At 57.1% G+C, this 20,499-nt stretch carries 17 protein-coding genes and 1 pseudogene; 9 read left to right on the forward strand and 9 right to left on the reverse strand.

Annotated features, from left to right (window positions below; translation table 11 throughout):
• The first annotated feature begins 4 nt into the window (after positions 1-4).
• Together ELH03_RS31055 and fhuB are read left to right on the forward strand one after the other, a co-directional pair.
• Complete coding sequence (locus ELH03_RS31055; protein ID WP_130767299.1) at positions 5-883, forward strand: iron-siderophore ABC transporter substrate-binding protein; 879 nt, start codon at positions 5-7, stop codon at positions 881-883.
• Positions 883-2,853: a Fe(3+)-hydroxamate ABC transporter permease FhuB gene (fhuB, locus tag ELH03_RS31060; protein WP_197730028.1), complete on the forward strand. Its 1,971-nt coding sequence runs from the start codon at positions 883-885 to the stop codon at positions 2,851-2,853. Before ELH03_RS31055 ends, fhuB begins: the two co-directional genes overlap by 1 nt.
• A gap of 887 nt (positions 2,854-3,740) precedes the next feature.
• On the opposite strand, the gene ELH03_RS31070 is transcribed toward fhuB, so the two are convergent.
• A complete protein-coding gene (locus ELH03_RS31070; RefSeq protein WP_130767300.1) occupies positions 3,741-5,885 on the reverse strand; it encodes a TonB-dependent siderophore receptor in 2,145 nt (714 codons plus the stop codon).
• A gap of 303 nt (positions 5,886-6,188) precedes the next feature.
• Here ELH03_RS31070 and ELH03_RS31075 point away from each other — a divergent pair, with 303 nt between their 5' ends.
• Genes ELH03_RS31075 through ELH03_RS31095 form a run of 5 tightly spaced genes read left to right on the forward strand, consistent with a single transcriptional unit; the run spans position 6,189 to position 10,310 of the window.
• The gene (locus ELH03_RS31075; protein ID WP_130767301.1) at positions 6,189-7,046 is read left to right on the forward strand and encodes a transketolase; all 858 of its coding nucleotides are present in this window, start codon (positions 6,189-6,191) and stop codon (positions 7,044-7,046) included.
• Positions 7,039-8,013: a transketolase family protein gene (locus ELH03_RS31080; protein ID WP_128403472.1), complete on the forward strand. Its 975-nt coding sequence runs from the start codon at positions 7,039-7,041 to the stop codon at positions 8,011-8,013. Before ELH03_RS31075 ends, ELH03_RS31080 begins: the two co-directional genes overlap by 8 nt.
• A gap of 11 nt (positions 8,014-8,024) precedes the next feature.
• Positions 8,025-8,678: an LbetaH domain-containing protein gene (locus tag ELH03_RS31085; RefSeq protein ID WP_128403471.1), complete on the forward strand. Its 654-nt coding sequence runs from the start codon at positions 8,025-8,027 to the stop codon at positions 8,676-8,678.
• A 9-nt stretch (positions 8,679-8,687) separates the two neighbouring features.
• The gene (locus ELH03_RS31090; protein ID WP_007637453.1) at positions 8,688-8,927 is read left to right on the forward strand and encodes a hypothetical protein; all 240 of its coding nucleotides are present in this window, start codon (positions 8,688-8,690) and stop codon (positions 8,925-8,927) included.
• Positions 8,928-10,310: an AMP-binding protein gene (locus ELH03_RS31095; protein WP_128403470.1), complete on the forward strand. Its 1,383-nt coding sequence runs from the start codon at positions 8,928-8,930 to the stop codon at positions 10,308-10,310.
• 58 nt (positions 10,311-10,368) lie between these two features.
• Here the strand turns inward: ELH03_RS31095 and ELH03_RS31100 are convergent, their stop codons facing one another.
• On the reverse strand, positions 10,369-11,253 hold the full coding sequence (locus tag ELH03_RS31100) for a glycosyltransferase family 2 protein (protein ID WP_128403469.1): 885 nt from the start codon (positions 11,251-11,253) through the stop codon (positions 10,369-10,371).
• A gap of 517 nt (positions 11,254-11,770) precedes the next feature.
• Between ELH03_RS31100 and ELH03_RS31105 the strand changes: the two genes are divergently transcribed.
• Entirely contained in the window at positions 11,771-12,835 is a 1,065-nt protein-coding gene (locus ELH03_RS31105) for a LuxE/PaaK family acyltransferase (protein WP_245461732.1), read from the forward strand.
• A complete protein-coding gene (locus ELH03_RS31110; protein WP_130767302.1) occupies positions 12,819-14,072 on the forward strand; it encodes an acyl-CoA reductase in 1,254 nt (417 codons plus the stop codon). The genes ELH03_RS31105 and ELH03_RS31110 overlap by 17 nt, the downstream gene beginning before the upstream one ends.
• A 40-nt stretch (positions 14,073-14,112) precedes the next feature.
• Here the strand turns inward: ELH03_RS31110 and ELH03_RS31115 are convergent, their stop codons facing one another.
• From ELH03_RS31115 to ELH03_RS31140, 7 genes and pseudogenes are all read right to left on the reverse strand, one after another.
• A complete protein-coding gene (locus ELH03_RS31115) occupies positions 14,113-14,838 on the reverse strand; it encodes an SDR family NAD(P)-dependent oxidoreductase (protein ID WP_130767303.1) in 726 nt (241 codons plus the stop codon).
• Positions 14,822-15,229, reverse strand: coding sequence for a hypothetical protein (locus tag ELH03_RS31120; protein WP_245504914.1), 408 nt, complete (start codon positions 15,227-15,229; stop codon positions 14,822-14,824). Before ELH03_RS31120 ends, ELH03_RS31115 begins: the two co-directional genes overlap by 17 nt.
• Positions 15,201-16,469, reverse strand: a complete 1,269-nt coding sequence (locus ELH03_RS31125; RefSeq protein WP_419150374.1) for a GMC oxidoreductase — start codon at positions 16,467-16,469, stop codon at positions 15,201-15,203. The genes ELH03_RS31120 and ELH03_RS31125 overlap by 29 nt, the downstream gene beginning before the upstream one ends.
• A gap of 228 nt (positions 16,470-16,697) precedes the next feature.
• Positions 16,698-16,793, reverse strand: a pseudogene (locus ELH03_RS38820) (NAD(P)-binding protein); the annotation flags it as partial.
• Entirely contained in the window at positions 16,793-17,239 is a 447-nt protein-coding gene (gene fabZ, locus ELH03_RS31130; RefSeq protein WP_197730029.1) for a 3-hydroxyacyl-ACP dehydratase FabZ, read from the reverse strand. The pseudogene ELH03_RS38820 and the gene fabZ, both read right to left, overlap by 1 nt.
• Positions 17,240-17,757: 518 nt before the next feature.
• Complete coding sequence (locus ELH03_RS31135) at positions 17,758-18,435, reverse strand: class I SAM-dependent methyltransferase (RefSeq protein ID WP_130767305.1); 678 nt, start codon at positions 18,433-18,435, stop codon at positions 17,758-17,760.
• Between the two features lie 903 nt (positions 18,436-19,338).
• A complete protein-coding gene (locus ELH03_RS31140; protein ID WP_128403463.1) occupies positions 19,339-20,424 on the reverse strand; it encodes an ROK family protein in 1,086 nt (361 codons plus the stop codon).
• Positions 20,425-20,499 lie beyond the last annotated feature (75 nt).

Genomic DNA, 20,499 nt, shown 5'->3' on the forward strand with positions numbered 1-20,499 from the left:
TGCAATGGGTGTTACGCGGCGCTCCTTTTTGCAGTTTGCGGCGGTCTCGGTCGTTCCAGCTCCGCTGTTTGCGCAGTCGATAGGCCCAAGGATCGTCAGCCTCGACTATGGCCTTGCGTCCACTCTTTTATCCCTCGGATTGCCTCCCGTCGGGATCTCGGACCTCGCCGATTGGGACAGATGGGTTGTCGAGCCGCCGATGCCAAAATCCGTCGTCGATATTGGCAGTTCGTTCGAGGTCAATTTTGAAATTCTCGTCCCGCTGAAGCCCGACATTATCTTGACCACACCTTACCTGGATGAGCTGCTGCCCAAGCTACAGTCGGTGGCGAAAGTCGTTCGGCTGGAAGTCTTTACGCCGGGCATTGGATCTATCCTTCCCGCTGCCATCGCGGCGACGCGCAAATTGGCTGGTGAGCTTGGTCGTCAGAATGAAGCAGAGCAGTTCCTTGCGCGAGCCGATGCCTTCTTCGAGCGATGCCGCAGTCGGCTGGCGGGCAAGAACCTGCCGCCAGTCGCTCTCGTGAATTTCATGGATGCCCGCCATGTCCGCATCTATTCGAGTCCTGGGCTGTTCCACAATGTGCTCGAGCGCATCGGTGTCCGGAACGCCTGGTCCAGAGAGTCGAATTACTGGGGTTTTGAAACGATCGGGATTGAAGATCTCTCCAAGATCACCGATCCGGACGCACGTCTGATCGCCTTTGACCCTGTTCCTCCGGACGTTCTTCCGAAGCTCGCTCAGAGCCCGCTGTGGAACAGGCTTGCGTTTGCACGTCCAGCCCATCTGTCGATTCTGCCGCCAGCCCTGATGTTTGGCATGGTGAACGAGGCCATGCGCTTCGCGAGTCTTTTGACAGATCTTCTGGAAAAAGAAGCATGATAATATCCCGTCGCGACAATATCGGGCCAGCCGTTGTCTTCCTCCTCCTGATTTGCGGTGGAGGCGTGGCATCGTGGTTTCTTGCCGCTCCTGCGCTGTCTGAAATGGCTCAAGGGGACTACGATGTCACGCGAATGGTGTTGTACTATTCGACGCTTCCCCGTCTTACGACGGCGCTCATTGCCGGAGCCGCGCTTGCATTGTCTGGTGCGCTGTTTCAGCAAGTTTTGCGAAATCCGCTCGCCGATCCCACCACCCTCGGCGTGTCGGCCGGCGCAAACCTGGCGCTGGTGGTGACATCTCTGTTTCTCCCGCACCTGCTGGGCGCCGGCCGTGATCTTGTCGCTCTGATCGGCAGCGCGACCGCGGCTGTGATCGTCGTCAGCCTTGGGGCGCGCCGTGGTTTTTCGCCTTATTCGCTTGTTCTGTCGGGGCTGGTTCTCAGTCTATGGTGTGGCGGCCTCTCTGCCATCCTGACCTATTTGAACCAGCGCTATCTCTCGAGCCTGTTCATCTGGGGCGCCGGCTCGCTGGCACAGCAAAGCTGGGTCATTCCCTTGTCGCTTCTTTGGAAGTTGGGCGTCGTCGCCATCGTCTGCACTTTCGTGATCAGACCGCTTTCGCTGCTCGATCTTGGCGAGAGCAGTTCCACGGCACTCGGCGTCCGATTGGTCCGCTTGCGTTTCGTTGTCGTGGCGCTTGCTGTCGCGCTTGCTGCATTTGTCACGAGCGCCGTTGGAGTCATTGGTTTCGTTGGACTGGTCGCGCCGACGATTGCACGATTGTCCGGAGCACGGCGTCCCGCGCAGCTCATCTTCTGGTCTCCCCTGATCGGCGCCGGGCTGCTCCTCTTCGCCGACTCTGTTCTGCAACTGGTCGCAGGCGGGCTTGGTGATTTCTTGCCGACGGGGGCGGTAACGGCCATCTTCGGTTCGCCGCTGCTTCTCGCGCTCCTGCCGCGGCTGAAGATCCGTCATAGACTGCAGCAATCGCCGGCGTTCGGACGGTCACGTCGATGGGATGGAACCGCGCCGGTCATCATCGCAGCTGCGGGCCTGCTTATGCTGTTGATGGTCAGCGTTTTTCTCGGACGTGACGTCAATGGCGGCTGGGCTTTTACATCAGGCGAATTCTCGTACGATGTCCTTGCTATCAGGATACCGAAAATCCTCGCCGCCCTGACATCGGGCGCGATGCTTGCGGTCGCGGGCTCGATCCTTCAGCGGCTGACCGGAAACGAAATGGCAAGTCCCGAAGTTCTGGGAATCAGTGCCGGCGCGACCTTCGGCGTTGCGATTGCCCTCTTTGCCGTCGCTCCAGGGTTTTCCGGTCAATTTGCATTTGCCGTGGCAGGTGCGATCAGCGTGCTTGTCGTCATCTTCGCCAGCTCCCGGCGATCGGCGTTCGCTCCCGAGCGAGTCCTGCTTGCGGGCATTGCCCTAAGCGCGATGGTCGATGCCGTCGTCGGCGTGTTGAGCTCGACGGGAGATCCGAGAGCAGTTCTGCTGATGCGGTGGATGAGCGGGTCCACCTATCTTATCGAGGGGTCGACCGCCGCAACGGAGGTGGCGCTCGGGGCCGTGTTGATTGCCGTCTCGCTCGCTGTGCGCCGCTGGCTTGACATACTTCCCCTTGGGCCGTCTCCCTCGGCGGCGGTCGGTATACCATTGGCGAGATCGCGATTTGCGCTTTTTGGCCTCGCAGGATTGCTGACGGCTGCCGCGACGCTGACGGTTGGACCATTGTCATTCATTGGCCTCATGGGACCTCACCTTGCGCGGGAGGCGGGATTGGCACGCGCGCTGCCGCAAATGCTTGGTGCCGCTCTGATCGGAGGAGGCCTTATGGTTGCTGCCGATTTCGTCGGCCGCACGATCGTATCACCCTACCAGATCCCGGCCGGTCTTGTTTCCGCGCTCATCGGAGCGCCGTTCTTGATGTTGATGATGCGGAAGCGCGGCGCCAGCTGAGGGGTTGCCCACGCAACACCATCAACGATCTCACCTTGGCGTCGTCGCATTCGCCGGCAGGTTGGCCCTGCCTCTTGCTCCGAGGCGGGCCAATACGGGCGGGGAGAACGGCCGGCCGGACCATTTCAATACGCTTTCGCGAAAGACCTGTCGCTCCTCCTTAGAGGCGAACAATCTGGCCGGCCACGGATGAGAAACCATTCTGGACATCCAAAAGTGGAAAGTTCCGGCATCCTCTTCGAGCGCATAGAGCGAATCCCACGTACATGTGACCGTCTGACCCAGGAACGTGTAGCTGATGCCGCTCTGGTCCACGGTAGACTCGACGGGCCTGCCGATAGCTTCCGCCCTTCACCAGTCGCCGGCGATACGTGGAACGCAGGAATCGCCGGATTGGCCCGAGCAGCAGAAAAGCCCCGAGCGTGCCAGCAACGATTGTTGCGAGGACATAGATAGCGAATATCCAGATGTCACCCGCCTGCCATTTGTCGAAATTGGTGATTAGCGCGACAAACAGTGCAACGATTCCCGCTGCCCCGACGGTTGGACCGGGTGGCAGAAGCTGGCGCGATGCATGCTGGATATCAAGATGGTCGTCGAGTTCTATAGCGAAAGTTTTGCGGAAACCGGGCCGATCCGGAGACGGCCAAATTTTCGGGACTGAGCCCGGGGAATTCTCGGACATGTTCAACCTACCAAATTAGAGCACGTTCGAATTGAAAACTCGCTCTTGGGTAGAGGCGGCTCCCTCTTGCGTCAATCGAAGCCTTGTCGTGGGGTTATCATTTCCGGAATGGACCAAATGCAGTCCACATTGCTGAGAGGGTGATCCCTTGGCGCAGATAGCGGACGCCGCCTTGATCGGACAAGGCGGCGTCCGCCAAACTTTACCAGGAATACTTCAGCGTGCCGACGACCTTGCGCCGATCGCCGTAATATTCGGTGCCGAAATAGCTGCTGGCGACATATTTGCGATCGAACAGATTCGTCGCGTTGACGGCAAGCGTCACGTCAGGCGTCACCTTGTAGCTGACGGCTGCGTCGACGAGCGTATAGGCTGCGACCGATACGGTGTTCGCCTCGTCCCCATAGGTCTGGCCGATATAACGCACACCGCCGCCGAGTGTCAGGTCGCCGCGCTTTCCGTCTCCCGGGACCGTGTAGTCGAGCCAGGCGGATGCCAGATGCCGCGGCACGCGCGAGGGCCGGTTGCCGATATTGCCGCCGGTTCCGTCCTCGCGGATTTCAGCATCCCAATAAGAATAGGCAAGTGTGAGATTGACCCGGTCGTTGATGGCGGCTTTGCCTTCCAGCTCGATGCCGCGCACGCCGACCTTGCCGATCTGCTCCTGAACGAGGGGGCTGACCGAGCTCGGCACGTTCGTTTGCGTGAGATCGAAGAGCGCTATCGTGAAGAGGCCATCGAATCCGTCGGGCTTGTATTTGAGGCCGATTTCGAATTGCTGGCCTTCCTGGGGCTTCAACGTGCCCGTCACCGTATATCCGTTTGCGGTCTGTGCTACGAGCGGCTGGAAGCTTTCCGAATAATTGGCATAGGCCGCGAGGTTCGGATTGAACTTGTAGGTCAAGCCGAAGCGCTTGGTGAAGGCCGATGCCGTATCGTCGTCCCTCGTGCCGCTGTCGAGATAATCGGCCGTCGTATGAACATGGTCCCATCGTCCTCCGATCGTCGCGATCCATCGGTCGTCGAAGGTCAGTTGCTCCTGCGCATAGATCCCGACCGCCTGCTGCTTGACGCGCCAGTTCACGTACGGGCCGAGATTGATGCAGGAGAGGCCGCAATAGACGGGATCGTTGATATCGATCGGCCCGGCCGTTCCGAACAGGATGTTCTCGCGCGTATTGTCATCGGTGTAATCGACGCCGACGAGCGTCTTGCTGTCGATCCCGTTCCATGTCGCATCATATTGCAACTGATTGTCGATGGCATAACGGTTGGACATGCCGTCGACCGAGAACGCCGTTCGATCGGCGGTCGGATCCAGCGATGCACCATAGACTTCGGCATAGTCGAGCTCGAGATGCGTATACCGGGCATTCGAGCGGAAGGTCAGATTTTCATTGATCTCGTGTTCGAACTGGTAGCCGATGTCGGCCTGCTCCGTATTGAAGCGATTGAAGTCCGGCTCGCCGAGGAAGGTGTCGATATCGATGTTGGCGCCGGTCGGAAGGCCCCGCGCGCCCGTTCCATCGCGTTTATAATAATCGGTCAGAATGGTGAGCAAGGTCCCCTCTTCCGGCCTGATCGTCAGGGCCGGTGCAATGTAGGTGCGGTCGTCGTTCGAATAATCCCAGCCTTGGTCACCGTCCTTGGCAAGTGCGGTAAGCCGGTAGCTCCATACACCATCGGGATCAATCGGCCCGCCGAAATCCGCGCCCACTTCCTTGGTGCCATCACCATAAGATGTGTAAACTTCGCCATGCTTCTCATCCAGCGGCCGCTTGGTGATCGCATTGACCAGTCCTCCCGGACCGTTGAGGCCAAAGAGGGTCGAAGTCGATCCCTTCAGAACCTCCACGCGCTGAAGACCATAGGGTTCAAGGCGGCTGGCAGTGAACCAAGCGGGAATACGTGCCGCCAGTCCATCCCGATAGGTGCCGAGTGCCGTCTGATCAAAGCCGCGAATTCTTATATAGTCGTACCGGTCGTCGTTGCCGAACTCATCCGAAAAGACGCCGGCAGTATAAGCGACCGCCTGCTGAAGATTGTCCACATGACGCTCTTCCAACTCCTTTTGCGTCACCACCGACACGGACGCCGGGACATCGATGACAGGAGTGTCTGTTTTGGTGCCGGTGGCGGTATCCTTGGCAACGATGGTGCGATCAGGGCCAGCCACACGATCCGTCTTGCCCGATATGACGATCGGGGCCAATTGCGTCGCCTCTTCGGCCGAATTGTCTTGTGCCCAGCCGATGCCTATCGATGCGAACGACACCGTTATCAAAGCGCTGCTCGCAACCAATCGGCTTGTGAACACGCGCAACTTTCCCTGTAGTCCCACTGTCATACTATCCCCTGTCAGACCAATATCGGGCAGTGTGACGGCCGCCCCTCCGGCCACTGCTAAGAGTCCGTTTACTAAAACAGGAGAATTGGAGTCAACTTAATAATCACACCTTTGTGACCATCTTAGCGCCCGGTCGGGACCATGAGGTTTAGGGGCAACACGGGCCGCGCGCCCCGCAGTCTCAATCGGGCTTGGGGGCGGGCAAAGTAGCGGCAACAGACCCGCACAAGCTTCAATTGGAAGGATGGTTTGAGATGGACCATTCCGATCTAAAACCGCTTCCGAAAGATGCAAACTAGCCCGATGATCAATACAAGCTTCGAGGAGTCCTGTGCGCGGGTTCGTCGTATAATCGTCGACACCGCGTTTCGGTGCGGACAGTCGGCGCACATCGGCGGTAGCCTGAGCATGGTAGAGCTGCTGAATACGCTCTTCAGCGACGTGCTTTCGCATCGACCCCATGAACCTCAATGGGACGGTCGCGACATCTTCATTCTTAGCAAGGGCCATGCAGTGCTTGGCTATCTAGCGGTGCTGCATCACTTCGGCTATTTCGACGCCGAAAAGCTTGCGACCTTTCAGACGAACGGCAGCGATCTGATCGCTCACCCGGTAAAGAAGGTCGCGCTCGGCATCGAAAGCTCCAACGGCAGCTTGGGCCAGGGCCTTGCCTATGGCATAGGCATCGCACTTGGTATGCGCAAGCGCAAACAAGACCGTCGTGTTTATGTGCTTCTCGGTGACGGCGAATGCAATGAAGGATCCGTCTGGGAGAGCGCTGCTTCCGCTTCGGAAATGGGCGTCGGCAACCTTACCGCGATCATTGATGAGAACGGGTTCCGCAACGACGGGCCGAATGCCACCTATACCAATAGAATTGCATTGACGAACATCTGGAGAGCTTTCGGCTGGAACGTCATCAATGTCGATGGCCACGATCACCATCAGATCCTGTCGGCCCTCCAGCAGGCAAAGGAGGTCGCGGATATGCCGACCGCCATCGTCGCCCGCACCGTGAAGGGCAGGGGATTGCCATTCATGGAGAACAACAACGATTGGCATCACAATCGCATCACGGGAACTATCTATGAAGAGTGCCTGAAGGCGCTCGGCGAGAGCACTGGGTCGGAGCTGGAAACGGAAGGAGAATTCCGTGGTTGAGTTGTCGAGCCGCAATGCACGCACGTGGTCGCGCATCGGGCCGCGGGCTGTTTATGGTCAGGCGCTGACAGCGCTTGCGACCGAAAACGAGAACATTATCGCTATGAGCGCCGATCTCGGCCGGTCTTCCGGTCTTGACCGCTTCTCCAAGGAATATCCGGACCAATTCCTCAATACCGGTATTGCCGAGCAGAACATGGTGGGCTGCGCTGCCGGTCTTGCTCGCATGGGGTTCGACGTGTTCGCCTCGACTTTTGCGCCCTTTGCTTCAATGCGGGCAAGCGAACAGGTACGCATGAACATGGGTTATATGGGCGAGCCGGTGAAGCTCGTTGCACTTGGTAGCGGTCTGGCGATGGCTTATCTCGGCAACTCCCATTTCGGCCTGGAGGATGTCGCGGTCATGCGCACTGTGCCGGGCCTGACGATCATATCGCCAGCCGACTGCTCGGAAATTTACAAGACGTTGGAGGCTTGTGTCGGCTTCGACCAACCGGTCTATATCCGGCTGACCGGCACGCCCAATGCACCGGTCGTCTATACGGAAGACTACACGTTCGAAATCGGCAAGGCCGTTTGGCTGACGCCGCCACGCGAGGTGATGCTGATCTCGAGCGGCACCACGGTCGGGCATTGCCTTCTGGCCGCTGAAAAGCTGAAAGAAGCCGATCTGAATGTCGGCGTCCTTAACATGCATACGATCAAGCCGCTGGATGCGGGCGCACTGGCCGACGTCGCCCGCCATGCCAGCACGGTTTTCGTCATCGAGGAGCACACGACGGTCGGCGGTCTGGGCAGCGCAATCCTTGATCACTACAATGCTTCGGGAATGCCGTTTCCGCGCATCGTCACACATGGCATTCCGGATCGCTTCGTCGAGACTGGTGACTATGCCTTCATGCTGAAGGCTGCGCGCCTGGATGGCGAGGGTATCGCCGGTTTCCTGCAGGAAAAGTTATTGCAATAGGAAATCGAAGCATGAGTCTGGATCATTGGTACATCTACGGGGCAGGGGGCCTCGGCATCGAAACCATGGATATACTGCAATCGGCAATCCGCCGAGGCCAGCAGAAACCTCACCATTGTGCATTCATCGTCGATCATCCGACGGCGACGGAAGTGCTTGGGTTTCCGGTCGTTGCCGTGGGGGATCACGTTCCCGGCGCCAAAGTGACGATCGCAGTCGGTGAACCTTTTGCCCGGAAAGCTCTTCTCGAGAAGGTGGAAGGGTTGGGCCTCGTGCTTCAATCGATCTTCTCCCCCGATGCCTTCATTTCTGAGTATGCGGAGATTGCCGATGGCGTGATCGTCGCGCCGCATGTCTCCATTCAGGCGACGGCAAAGATCGGTCGAAACGTTGCCGTCAATACGGCTTCGATCCTTGGCCACGACGTTGTGGTAGAAGAAAACTGCGTCGTCTCATCCATGGTCAATCTGGGCGGCGGCACGCGAGTCGGGATGTTGAGTTATCTGGGCATGGGCGCACTCGTCAAGGAACGCATGCAAATCGGACACTCTTCGATTATCGGCATGGGCTCAGTCGTGCATATCGACATTCCAGATGAAGTCATTGCGCTGGGCAATCCCGCGCGCGTCGTTCGCAGGAACGAAGACAAAAAAGTATTCAAGTAGGAGCAAGACATGAGCAACAAAGAAAAATACGATGCCGCTTTCATCGAAACTTTCGGCATTGGCGCCGAGGATTTAAGCGATGGCCTCCAGTATCAGAGCATCCGCGCGTGGGACTCGGTTGGTCACATGGCGCTTATCGCCTCTCTTGAGGATACGTTCGACATCATGCTGGACATGGACGACGTGGTCGATTTCGGCTCGTACAAGACCGGCCTGAAGACGCTCGAGAAATACGGCGTGTCGTTCTGAATGTTCTGGCAAGGCCTCTCGGATGGCGCCGATGACAGGACGTTCCTGATCGCCGATGGACGCCGCTACAGCTACAACGACGTTTTCAGACTTGGAGATGCGCTATTCTCCAAGGTCGACAGGGCGATCGTACTGATTCTGTGCGATCGGTCGCCCGAAACCGTTGCGGCCTATCTGGGAGCCTTGCGCAAAGGCCTCGTGCCCATGTTGGTCGACGGTGAATTGACCCGTCACTCGCTGGAACGCACCATTGGAGCCTATACGCCCCGTTACATTGTCGCCCCCGCAGAGATGACGCTGGAAGACTACGCGCCAAACGGGCGATTGGGCACAAAGGCTCTGTTCGAGCGATCGTCGGTCGTAAACACATTGCTGCATCAAGATCTTGCCTTGCTCATTCCCACCTCGGGTTCGACAGGCGACCCTAAATGCGTGCGACTAACTGCCAACAATATCGATGCCTGCACGCGTTCGATCGTCGAATATCTCGGCATGACCGGAGAACGCATTACGGTCAGCCTTCTGCCGTTTCATTACTCCTACGGGCTTTCCGTTCTCCACAATACGATATTCGCGCGCGCCTGCATGGTGTTGACCAATAAGTCCATCCTCGACAGGAGCATTTGGCAAATGATCGAAGAGGAGAGGGTTACCGATCTTGCCGGAGTGCCCTTCACATTCGAAACATTGCGGCGCATTCGCCTGAGCGAGGCCTGCCTTGGCAATCTCGTCTGCGTGACGCAGGCCGGCGGGCGCCTGGCACCGGAACTGACTCGCCATTTCTGGCAGTATTTCGCCGATCATGGCGTGCGCTATTTCACCATGTATGGCCAGACCGAGGCTGCCCCGCGCATTTCCTACGTTCCCCCCGGACAGGCGATAGAGAAGCTTGGAAGCGTCGGCATTCCGGTGCCCGGCGGTCGAGCTTTGATCGCGGAAACGGGCGAGCCGATCGGCGAAGGTGAGCTGCTGTATGTCGGCCCGAACGTGTCGATGGGGTATGCGAGCTCCGCGCAAGACCTTGAAAAGGGCGACGAATTCCAGGGTAAACTTTATACCGGGGACTATGCCAAAATCGATAAGGACGGGTTCATCACAATCGTCGGCCGTAAGAAACGCTTCATCAAACTGCACGGAATTTCAGTCAATCTCGATCATGCGGAGTCGGTGCTGAAGTCCGGCGGGCTTGATTGCATCGTCATTGGTGCCGAAAACCGGCTGATTGTCTGCATCAGGGAGCCGGACGCGGAGCGAGCGCAGACGGCGTTGAAGGATAACTTCAATTTCCACCCGTCTGTTGCAAGGGTTGTGGTCTCCGAAATCCTACCACTCACCTCCGCCGGAAAGCCGGACTACGTTACGCTGTCCGAGCGTTTCCTGTAGAATCTCTGCGAAATCAGATGCGGCAGAGCCGCATCTGTCTTGCACCAGCTTATCGGCTCTACAGTTTCGCCAGCATGGCCTGCACTTCGACGATCCGAGCCCTCAACTGCGGATAAGCGTTCTGCCAGTAGCCGTAGTGGTTGAGCAGACGGCGCATTGAGACCGGCAGGTCCTCTCTTGACATATAGCCCTTTTCGAAGGCCATCTTCATCACTTCCTCATAGTAAAGAATGCCGTTGATGAAGAGCGGATTGATTTCGTGATTTGAGGTCGAATTGGCATGCTGGCGGAAATAGGAAAGCGGATGCGGATGTCCGATGATCGGACCGCGTTTGGCAAGATCGATCCATGCCGATAGATCAAGGATGCCGCGGAAGATCCCGTCCTCATCGATCCGAAATAGGCGAAATGCGCCGTTCTCGTCGAAGCAATCTTCCTTTCGGAACATCACGCTTGAGAACTCGCCAATCAGGTTCATGTGATTGACAGCCGTCACACGAATGAAGGCGCCGCCGTCGATGACCTTTGTCTCGTCGGCGATGCCGAAGTGATTGACCAGCGACGTGATGCGGTTTTTCCCATCGATCAGGTAGCGCGGCGAAAAGGCGAGCCTTGTGCCGAGATGACGGCTCTCCTCCAGTGTCTCGAACAGGAACTGAACGCAGAATGGGTTGAGAATGTCATCATCGAACAGAAACTTGATGTATTCGCCGTTCGCAAGATTGGCCAGCCGGATGACATTGGAAAACTCGCTCGGCTTCGGATTGCGGCTATAAGAGAGATGTTGCTGATATCGCTCGCAGATATTTGCGATTGCATCCGTTGGACAATCGTCTGAAACGATAATCTCCGTATCGCCATAGCTTTGCCCGATGGCACTCTTCAAGGCTTGCTCAAAGAAATCCGGCTTGTAGGCGGGGATGCAGATCGATACTCGGGGCATTGCTACGTCCTTTTTACGGTTGTCTCGCCCGTGAGCGGTTGGAAGTGGCATGATGCTGGCGCGGCTGCGGGTTTCGGCGCGCGCAGTTCCACTGCACGAGATTCAATGTCGGATGAAATCGATGGCTCGCGAACGGTCGATGGGGCGGTAGGGCAGCACGTTCAAATGCCCTGATTTCCTGCAGTTGTTCTCCGCTCAAAGCGCGTGTTGTCGAAGAGCCGCTCGCTGCGGCATTTTCCACGGGCGCCTCATTGACGACGATACGGCGACCACTCGAAGCGTGTGAGATCATCAGGCGGACTGCATCTTTCGGAAGCGGTTTCTGTGCGGAAACGGCCCATCTCAAACCATCTCGCTGTCGACTTTTCCAATTCAACCTTGTGCGAGTCTATTGCCCTCTTGCTCGCCGTCGCGCACCCCCCGCGCAAGCCACGAGAAAGCTAAACCACCTAGTCTGCGGAGACAATCAAGGCCCGGTTTCCGCCTTGTGGCATATATCGTGGTATGGAGCAGTGAAATGACGGCGAACGAGCTACCCATTGTTCCAGTAACCAAGCCGCTCCTTCCCGATCTCGCAACGTTCCTGAACGAAATCAATTTGTTGACTGAACACCACAAGGCGTATTGCGATCTTTACGGCCATTATGTGCACACGATGTTCGGCGACCGCGTGGCGACTTCGCTCGCCGAAACGCCCTATCTGCCAGTCCGTGCCTTCAAGAATTTCGACCTGAAAAGCGTCCCCGATAGTGAGGTCGTCAAAATCATGACCTCCTCCGGCACGACCGGACAGGTTTCCAGGATCTATCTCGACAAGGAAACGTCACAGGCACAATCGCGCAAGCTCGTCGAGGTTTTCTCGATCGCCTTCTCGAAAAGCCGCTTCCCGATGCTTGTCATCGATGCGGAGAACACTGTTGCCGATCGTCGGAAATTTTCCGCGCGCACGGCAGCGATCAATGGCTTCAGCATGTTCTCAAGAGGACGCGATTTCGCGCTCGACGACGAACTTTCCGTCGACATCGATCGCGTGCAGGCCTTCGCCGAAAGCAATCGCGACAACCGCATCTTCATCTTCGGTTTCACCTCTATCGTCTGGCTGAACTTTGTTCAGATGCTGCGCCGCCAGAATGTGCGGCTCAATCTGTCAAACAGTTTCCTGCTGCATGGCGGCGGATGGAAGAAACTCGCCGACCAGAACATCTCGGATGCGATGTTCAAGGACGAGGTCCGCGAATGGACCGGCTGTACCGACATACGGAATTATTACGGCATGGTCGAGCAAACGGGTACGATCTTCATGGAGTGCGAACACGGCAATATGCATGCCGCACCCGGCTCGGACGCTCTCATTCGCGATACTTCGTCGCTCGATGCGCTTCCGCACGGCCGGGAAGGTCTGATCCAGGTCTTCTCCTCCATCCAGAAGAGCTATCCGGGCCACTCGTTGCTGACCGAGGATGTCGGCTTCACGCTCGACGGCGCATCCTGTTCCTGTGGCAATCGAAACACGATCGTCAAAATCAGCGGCCGGCTGCAGAAGGCGGAAATTCGAGGATGCAGCGATGCCTATAATTCGTGACGACAGATTCGAAGCCGGCGACTGGCTGAAGCAATTCGATCTTTCATCACGCCACGCCTTCTTCGATGAGCGGGTTGTCGATTTTCTGCATGAGCTTTCCCGCCGTCTGATGAAGGACAACGATGCCCGACATTATCCGGACCTCGTTACCTTCGCCTATTTCTGCCGCAAGGCGAATCTGCGGACACTCTCGCAGCAATATCGAGATGCAGGATATCGCAGTGGATGGGGTACAGTGGCCCATATCGCGCCATCCAATATACCCGTCAATTTTGCCTTCTCGTTGGTCTTCGGCATGCTGTCCGGCAATTCGAACATTGTGCGCATGCCGAGCAAGGCGTTTCCACAGAACGATATCTTCTTGCGGGCATTCGACGGCGCTGCAGCGTTGGAAACATTCCGATCGATCGCAGTTGGCAATGTATTCATCCAGACGGAGCGCGGAAGTGCCAAACTCAAGGAGATCGTTGCAGCGGTTGATGGCCTGACAGTTTGGGGAGGCGACGCGACCGTCGCCGAATTCCGCTCGCTGCCGAAGAAGCCTAGATCCGTCGAGCTTTATTTTCCGGACCGGACATCATCGGCCGCGATCGACGCCAGCGCCTATTCTGCGCTTGGGGCGGAACAGAAGACGAAACTGGCGCGAGATTTCTTCAACGACACCTATCTGGTCGACCAGAATGCCTGCTCCTCGCCAAGTCAGATCTTCTGGCTCGGCGAGCCGGCCGCGATCGCGAAAGCCAAGGTCGATTTCTGGCATCATCTCGACGAAGAGCTCCATCGCCAGGACTTTTATCTGGATACGGTCGCACGACTGGACAAGTTTCTCGACCTGATGGATGCAATACGCACGACCGGGGGAACCCTGGCCCTCAAGCGCTATTCGCCGGATATCTGGTGTATCGGCCAACCCCTGCCGAAGGAAACACGGCTGCGCTTCGGCCAGTTTGCAGAAATTGAAGTACAGACGCCTCCCGATATCGCAGCATTTCTTCGCCCGCAGGAACAGACCCTGACCTATTTCGGACTGCAACCGCAGGCGCTCTTCCTCGCTCTCCAGTCGGGTTCTGCCAATCACGCAATCGACCGCATCGTCCCTATCGGCAAGGCGCTCGATATCAATCCCTTCTGGGATGGCAAGGACATTCTCTCGCTTCTGTCCCGGCGTGTCGAAATAGTGGAAGGGCGCGAGAGCGCAGCAATATCGGCAATGGCTTTAGCGAGTTCCAAGAGCTGAGCGGTTCAGCTCGCGATTCTCTGCGCATTCATCTAGGATATCAATGCAGCCCTCTGTCCAGCCGCAGGATCTGTCCGGTCATCTTTGATGATGCGTCGGACACCAGATAGGCGACAAGTTCGGCCACGTCGGCCACTTCGACCACTCCTTGCAATGCCGAACGCTCGTCCAACGCTGTTCGTGCTTTTTCGTCCATCTGGACAGCCATATCGGTCTCGACCACCGCGGGCGCAATGGCATTGACGCGAATTCCAAATGGCCCCAGCTCGGTCGCCATCACCTTTGTGGCGTGGATTAGCGCAGCCTTGCTGCCACCATAAGCGAGCGTTCCCGCCTCTGAAAGCAGTCCGGCAGTCGATGCGATATTGACGATAGAGCCCAACTTCGCCCGCACCATTCTCTTCGCCACATATTGAGAAAACAGAATCTGATTGAAGTAATTGACGTCGAATATCCGTTTCAAATCCTCGATCGAAGCCATCGAAAACAGCCCGCCGGCAGCGACACCAGCGCAATTCACCAGCGCATCGATGCGCTGGTATTGCCGGTGAAGTGCCTGTGCACATTCCTTCACCGAATTCGGGTCGGCAAGATCGAGCTGGAAGAAGCGGACATTGCCTTCATCCCCCGTCGGAAGTGCGGGAGACGGATGGCGACTGCAGGCAGCGACTAAAAAACCGTCCCCGACTAGCTTCCGAACAACGGCGAGACCTATACCTCTGCTGCCGCCGGTTACGACCGCAACGCGTTCAGGATCGTTCGGCATCTGCAAGTCCTTTGCAATTGGCGATCACCGGTTCCAGGAGATCATAGTCGATGTCGTCCATGACTGTCCGGTTCGGGAAAAGCGGAACCGGTTTGCCGGTGAGGGCCCTGGAGACGGCCGGCGTCGAAAAATAGAGGACCACCGCTTGCTCTGTGAAATGGCCGACCAGATCTGGTGCGCCACTTCGCAGCGCCTTGAGCAAGACATTGACGTCCTCAGGCCATGCGGCCTCCGTCTCCTTGAGTATTAATGCATCAATCTCGTCCAGACCGGCAAACCGCTCGCCCAAGCGCGCGGCCGCAATTGCATCGAATGCCGGGACCGACCTTTCGGGCTCACCGGGAAACATCCTTGCCAGCAGTTTATAGGATGGTCGGTCTGACACGTTCATCGATGCGATCCGAAAGGAGAAGGGCAACTGCCTGAATGGTATTGGCAGGATTAACGCAGGAACCGGTGACGAAGACGCTGGAGTCGATGACGTAGAGGTTGTCGGTATCGTGAACTTTTCCCGATGGATCGACGACGGAGTGCTGCGGATCGTCGCCCATTCGCGCGGTTCCGAGCAGATGCCAGCCGGTGTTGCGGACCGGGCCATAGGCCGAGCTTCTCACGGCTCCCGCCGCCGCCATGAGTTCGCGCCCGCGGGTCATGCCGTGCACCATCATCTTTTTCGTATTTTCGTGCAGCTTGTAGTGAACCTTGATGCCCGGATCTCCGAAACGATCCTGTCGTGTTTCGTCCAGCTCGATCCTATTCTCCACCTCCGGCAGATCTTCGCAGATGATCGCCACAACGAGTTGCTTGCCATAGAGCGCATCGAAATCGCCATAGATATCGCTCCCGAAACGCAGCTTGCGTTTGCCGAGCGCAGACATCGCCGACTCGACGGGGCCTGTGCCCCGCAACGCATGCATCATATAACCAAGCTTATGTCCCGTCTCTTGCGAACGGTAAAACTGCAGGCTGTAAAGCATGCACCCCTGCGGGCCGGCGTCCGTGTCCATCCGCTCGGAAAAGATGCCTTCCACATAACCAAGCGGATGGATCATCAGATTGCGGCCGACGAGACCCATCGTATTGCCGATCCCCGTCGGGCGCTCGGCGTTCCTCGAATTGAGGAGAATGCGCGGCGTACCGATAGCACTCGAAGCAAGGATGACGTTGTCGGCGTGAAACGCATGGCGCTCGCCTTTCGCATCAAAACCCTCGACACCGTAGGCTACACCGTCCTTGACGAGGACGCGCGACACAGCGAATTCGGGAACAATCGTTAGTCCTTGCTTCAGGGCATCCGCCAGATAGGTATTGTCGGCGGTCGCCTTGGCCCCTTGCGGGCAGCCCGTGTTACAAGGGCCAAGGTTGAGACAGGCACTGCGCCCGCCTTTGTCTCGCGTGGCGATTGCGGCAAAGCTTGGCCACCAGTGCCAGCGTTTTTCATTGAACGCCCGACCGAGCCGGGCACCCGCCACGCCAAGGGGCACAGGAGGAAGCGCCTCCTCGATGTGCGGATAATAGGGATCGCCGACGAGACCGGACATGCCCATCTGCCGTTCGTTCAATGCAAAATACGGCATCAGTTCGACATAGCTCAGGGGCCAGTCCTCACCGAGGCCCTCGTTGGTCTTCAACGAGAAATCGGGCTCAAGGAACCGTGGAAAATGACCGGAATACAACACCGTCGAACCACCAACAGCGTTGAAGTTGCATACCGCAATCGGGGAATCTGCGTCATCAACCGGGTAATCGAAACGGTTTTGCCGTTCTGCAATTGCTGGATTAAACTCTGTCTTCTTTCGGATCTCCCAGTCCGGGCCTGTGGATGGGTAACTGGAGGGCTCCATCCACGGGCCGCGGTCAAGGCACAACACCCGATATCCCTTCGACGTCAACCGCCAGGCCGCTGCTGCTCCCGCTGCCCCGGCTCCGACAATGATGAAGTGGAAACGATCCATTACTTCGGAAGAAACTGTTCTAGGATTTCCGGTATCGTAATCAACATATCGGCCTCGCAAGCGATAGTGCTGTTGGTATAACCCGTCGCGTGACCCTTACATATGCCGCGTCGCCAGCTGTCCACGTAAGCCTCGATCTGCAGGCACTCTCCCGGCAGAACTTCCTTGCGAAACCGCACCGTATGCTGAAGCGCATGAGTGACCATTCCCTTCAGCCCTTCCTGCGTGGTGATCGCAACCGTGAGCATCTGCGCCATCGCCTCAAGCTGTAGCGCGCCGGGCATGTTCGGACGACCGGGAAAGTGAATGGGAAAATACCACTCGTTGTTGGAGAGGTTCTTGTAGCCCTTCGCATATTTACCCGGCTCGACATCGGTGACACAGTCGATCATCAGGAAAGGATATCGATTTGGCTGATAATCCTTCAGCGCTTCCGCGTTCAACATGAATCCCAATGTTCTTACTCCTGTCTGACAGCTAAATTCAGCATATTCGGCAGCACGATCCTGGATAAGCAATGCTCATGGATCTGACACGCGAAGTTAAGGCGTACTGCGACTTAGCAGGCCAACCCTGCCGCAGGCTTGCGCAGAAACTGGCCCAACCCGTGCTGCAAAGGCGCCTTTAGGGTTGCTTCGTCAGCCAGAGTGTTGGGAACGGGTGGCGCTGAGAACAACGGGTTTAAAGCAAACGAACTCATGTTTGCGGAGTGCCGTCAGCTATACCGAAAATGCGATAACCGTCGATGTCATGAATTGCAATGCTACGGCAGCGATGACCAATGCGTATGAACGTTTTTGCATAGCTTCCAGATATGCGCGTGCTGGCGCATCGTGCCTTGTGTAAAGGACGAACGGCGCTCTAGCGCCGCATCAGCGTCCCTTGCTAAGGTAACTTAGCCAGCTCACGAGAGCTGGCTGAGGATAGAGACAGAATGCTCGCCGGCGTTCGAGAAGCGGGGAATTCACTCGCCCTTTCGCTTACGTAGGACATAGCTGCTATCGTACTCCGGCAATTGACCCAAAATCTCATAATGTTCGAATAAGCCCGCTGCACGTATCCTATCGACGGCAGGTCCTACTTCTGGTGAATGGGCAAAATCACCATAGTCGTCGAAGACCACATACCCACCAGGTACGACAAATCGCTCATAAAGAAGGAAATCCGCCCATACATTCTCGCTCGCGTGACCGCCATCGATATGCAAAATCTTGAACCTTTGGGAAGCCTGGAGCGTACGCTCGATGGCGTTCTGCGAGTAACCTCTCACCAAAATGCAGGTTCTATAAAGAACATTGCGAAAATAATCGACTTCTTGAAGCTGCCCTTGCAACTCGAATGGATCGATTCCAACGAGTTTTGTTGAAGGTGACGAAAGCCTTTGCATAAAGGCGAGAGACTTGCCTTTCCAGACGCCAATCTCGACGATGTCTCCCTCGAGCGAGTCCACGTCGATACTAAGAAATCCCAAAAGCTTGACGTAGGAATGAAAGGACAATTCTGTTCGGGACATGTACTTGACTGGCATCGCGGCATAAGCTGCGGCAAAATCTGTCTCCAGCTGATCCCATTCATTGTCGACCCGTGCCCGCGTTGCAGGGTCTGTCATCAGCGCTTTTAGACTATCCATTACCCTGTCCATGATTGGCCCGCCAGATTTTGTTGTCTCTCACTATCAGGGCCCCGGCCCACCATTCCTTCGATGTGTTATTGCTCTGATTCTGTCAATATGGAGTGCCCCCATTTCACTGGACGGGTTTCACCCTCGCGAAAGTGGGTGGATTTGGCTGTAATCTTCGATCCACGGCGCAAGCGCTTAGAGCGTCGTTTCACCCTGATGCGGTGGATGAGCGGTCACCTATCTCTACCTGGCTTCTCCGTGGGATAACGACGATTGCCGTTATGGCCGTGGGAGCGGTAGCGGAGGCTTTGGTCTTGTCGAAAACCGCGGGGCTTCGTAGGGAGAGAACGAATGCCACGTGATTAAAGCGACCCGCGTCTCTTTCCGAAGTCACGCGAAATTCCGGAATGTTAGCGCAATTGTCAGCTGACAATGGCGGCCGTGTCCGCATCCATCGCCCCCATCCTTCGTTACAGCCCGTATCGATACGGCCGAACGCCATTGCCTACTCACCGGCGAGCGGCGGAGCTGAGAACGGTCGGGATCAGACAATCGGTTCTCACTTATAGGCGGCCGAACGGCGCGATCTTTCAGCCTCCAATCCCCGGACGGGTGCGTTGCTGGAGGGCTTCTCGCCAGCGTCCTCGGTTTCGGCATCGCGGCGTGGCGGGACTAGGCCCAGCATCTGTTCGAGACGGCCGGCACTAAGCGGGGGGCTTATTCCCTTGAAGTTCATGGTCCATCTTTCGTCTGCGGATCGATTGCGTGAAGCAACAGAGATAAGCGCAATTTGAACCTGCGGAGAACCGTCTGTCGTCGTTTATCACCATGTTTTGCGGGAAAGGGGGAGAGGCGAGGAGGGCTTCCATCGCACCCTGAAATGCGTCGTGCGGCAGCGACGCCGGACGTGTCGAACTGCGGAGCCTATCGCGCCTTCGTTCCCTCGCGATTCGTAAAATGCGCATTGCCCAAACCCGTACCGATGGTCAGCACTGCCCAACTCGACACGTCGTTCATAAAAGGGATTTGTGACAATCCCTGCACGACGGCATCGTTGTGCATCATCACGAATGTGCTGTCGTCGCCGATCGCGGGAATGGCCTTCATCAGTGCGGCGGGGAGGTTGAAGCTGTCGCTCTCCCAGTTTCCGCCCGGCAGGTTCTGTCCGCCGCGTTCAATGGAACCATCGGCTTTGATGATGCCGGGGCATGCAATTCCGATGATGGGGGCTGGCTTGAGATTGGCCTTCTCGGCCTTGCCGATCAGATCCCGCAACATCGCGGCCAATTTCTCGATGGTCGCAGTGCGGCTTGGCTCGTCGTCGGCATGACGCCAGATGGCTGAATCCCAGACGCTTGCATCCGCAAAATTCGGCACGTCGTCCTTTCCGAATTTAACGACGCCTGCGCGAACATTGGTGCCGCCGATATCGACGGCGAGGATTGCCTCGTGGCCTTTGAACATCCAGCGCGGCATCAGGTGAACCGCGCCGATCAGTCCGGCCTCATCGGGATGGTGAACGATTGGCACGACCTCTATGTCGATGCCGGCCGCCTTGAGAATAACCATTGTTCTGGCGATCGTTAATTCGCCAAAGTGGCTCCGCCGGAAGCCGCCGCCAACGACGATGCGTTCCGTCTTTCCCCAGCGTTTGTCCCTCAGAAACTTGCCTATCACATCGGCAAAGTCCCGGGCGAAATCCTCCACGGCCCCGATGATCAACGCCGCCGCCGCCAAATCATCGCCCTTCAAAATAGCGTCGATTTTTTTCTTGGAGAGCTTGTCCGTCGCGGTCTTGCCGATCGGGTCGTCTCCGACCTTGCGGATGCGTTTTCTCCAGTCGTCGAGCTTCTGTTGGAAAGTCTTCTTGTTTGCGTTGTCGCCAACGAAGCCATTCTTGTCACGCAGTTCGTTGTTGTAATCATCGATCGTCACCAGTGGCAGATTTAAAGCGCCATGTGCCAGCGGGGCATTGACCTCATCACGGGGATCGGAACTGCTTTTGGCCATCAATGTACCTTCTACGACGCGAGTGCTCGAACGGGCGGCGAGATACAACGCGAACTCGCCTCAGGATGTTCCGGA

Origin of the sequence: Rhizobium beringeri (genome assembly GCF_004306515.1) — a bacterium.
GTDB lineage: Bacteria > Pseudomonadota > Alphaproteobacteria > Rhizobiales > Rhizobiaceae > Rhizobium > Rhizobium beringeri.

Coding starts and splice junctions, on each gene's coding strand:
- ELH03_RS31120 (WP_245504914.1), bottom strand. CDS start 15,229: ATGAACGTGTCAGACCGACCATCCTATAAACTGCTGGCAAGGATGTTT.
- ELH03_RS31100 (WP_128403469.1), bottom strand. CDS start 11,253: ATGCCCCGAGTATCGATCTGCATCCCCGCCTACAAGCCGGATTTCTTT.
- fabZ (WP_197730029.1), bottom strand. CDS start 17,239: ATGTTGAACGCGGAAGCGCTGAAGGATTATCAGCCAAATCGATATCCT.
- ELH03_RS31055 (WP_130767299.1), top strand. CDS start 5: ATGGGTGTTACGCGGCGCTCCTTTTTGCAGTTTGCGGCGGTCTCGGTC.
- ELH03_RS31115 (WP_130767303.1), bottom strand. CDS start 14,838: ATGCCGAACGATCCTGAACGCGTTGCGGTCGTAACCGGCGGCAGCAGA.
- ELH03_RS31110 (WP_130767302.1), top strand. CDS start 12,819: ATGCCTATAATTCGTGACGACAGATTCGAAGCCGGCGACTGGCTGAAG.
- ELH03_RS31085 (WP_128403471.1), top strand. CDS start 8,025: ATGAGTCTGGATCATTGGTACATCTACGGGGCAGGGGGCCTCGGCATC.
- ELH03_RS31140 (WP_128403463.1), bottom strand. CDS start 20,424: ATGGCCAAAAGCAGTTCCGATCCCCGTGATGAGGTCAATGCCCCGCTG.
- ELH03_RS31070 (WP_130767300.1), bottom strand. CDS start 5,885: ATGACAGTGGGACTACAGGGAAAGTTGCGCGTGTTCACAAGCCGATTG.
- ELH03_RS31105 (WP_245461732.1), top strand. CDS start 11,771: ATGACGGCGAACGAGCTACCCATTGTTCCAGTAACCAAGCCGCTCCTT.
- ELH03_RS31095 (WP_128403470.1), top strand. CDS start 8,928: ATGTTCTGGCAAGGCCTCTCGGATGGCGCCGATGACAGGACGTTCCTG.
- ELH03_RS31075 (WP_130767301.1), top strand. CDS start 6,189: ATGATCAATACAAGCTTCGAGGAGTCCTGTGCGCGGGTTCGTCGTATA.
- ELH03_RS31090 (WP_007637453.1), top strand. CDS start 8,688: ATGAGCAACAAAGAAAAATACGATGCCGCTTTCATCGAAACTTTCGGC.
- ELH03_RS31135 (WP_130767305.1), bottom strand. CDS start 18,435: ATGGACAGGGTAATGGATAGTCTAAAAGCGCTGATGACAGACCCTGCA.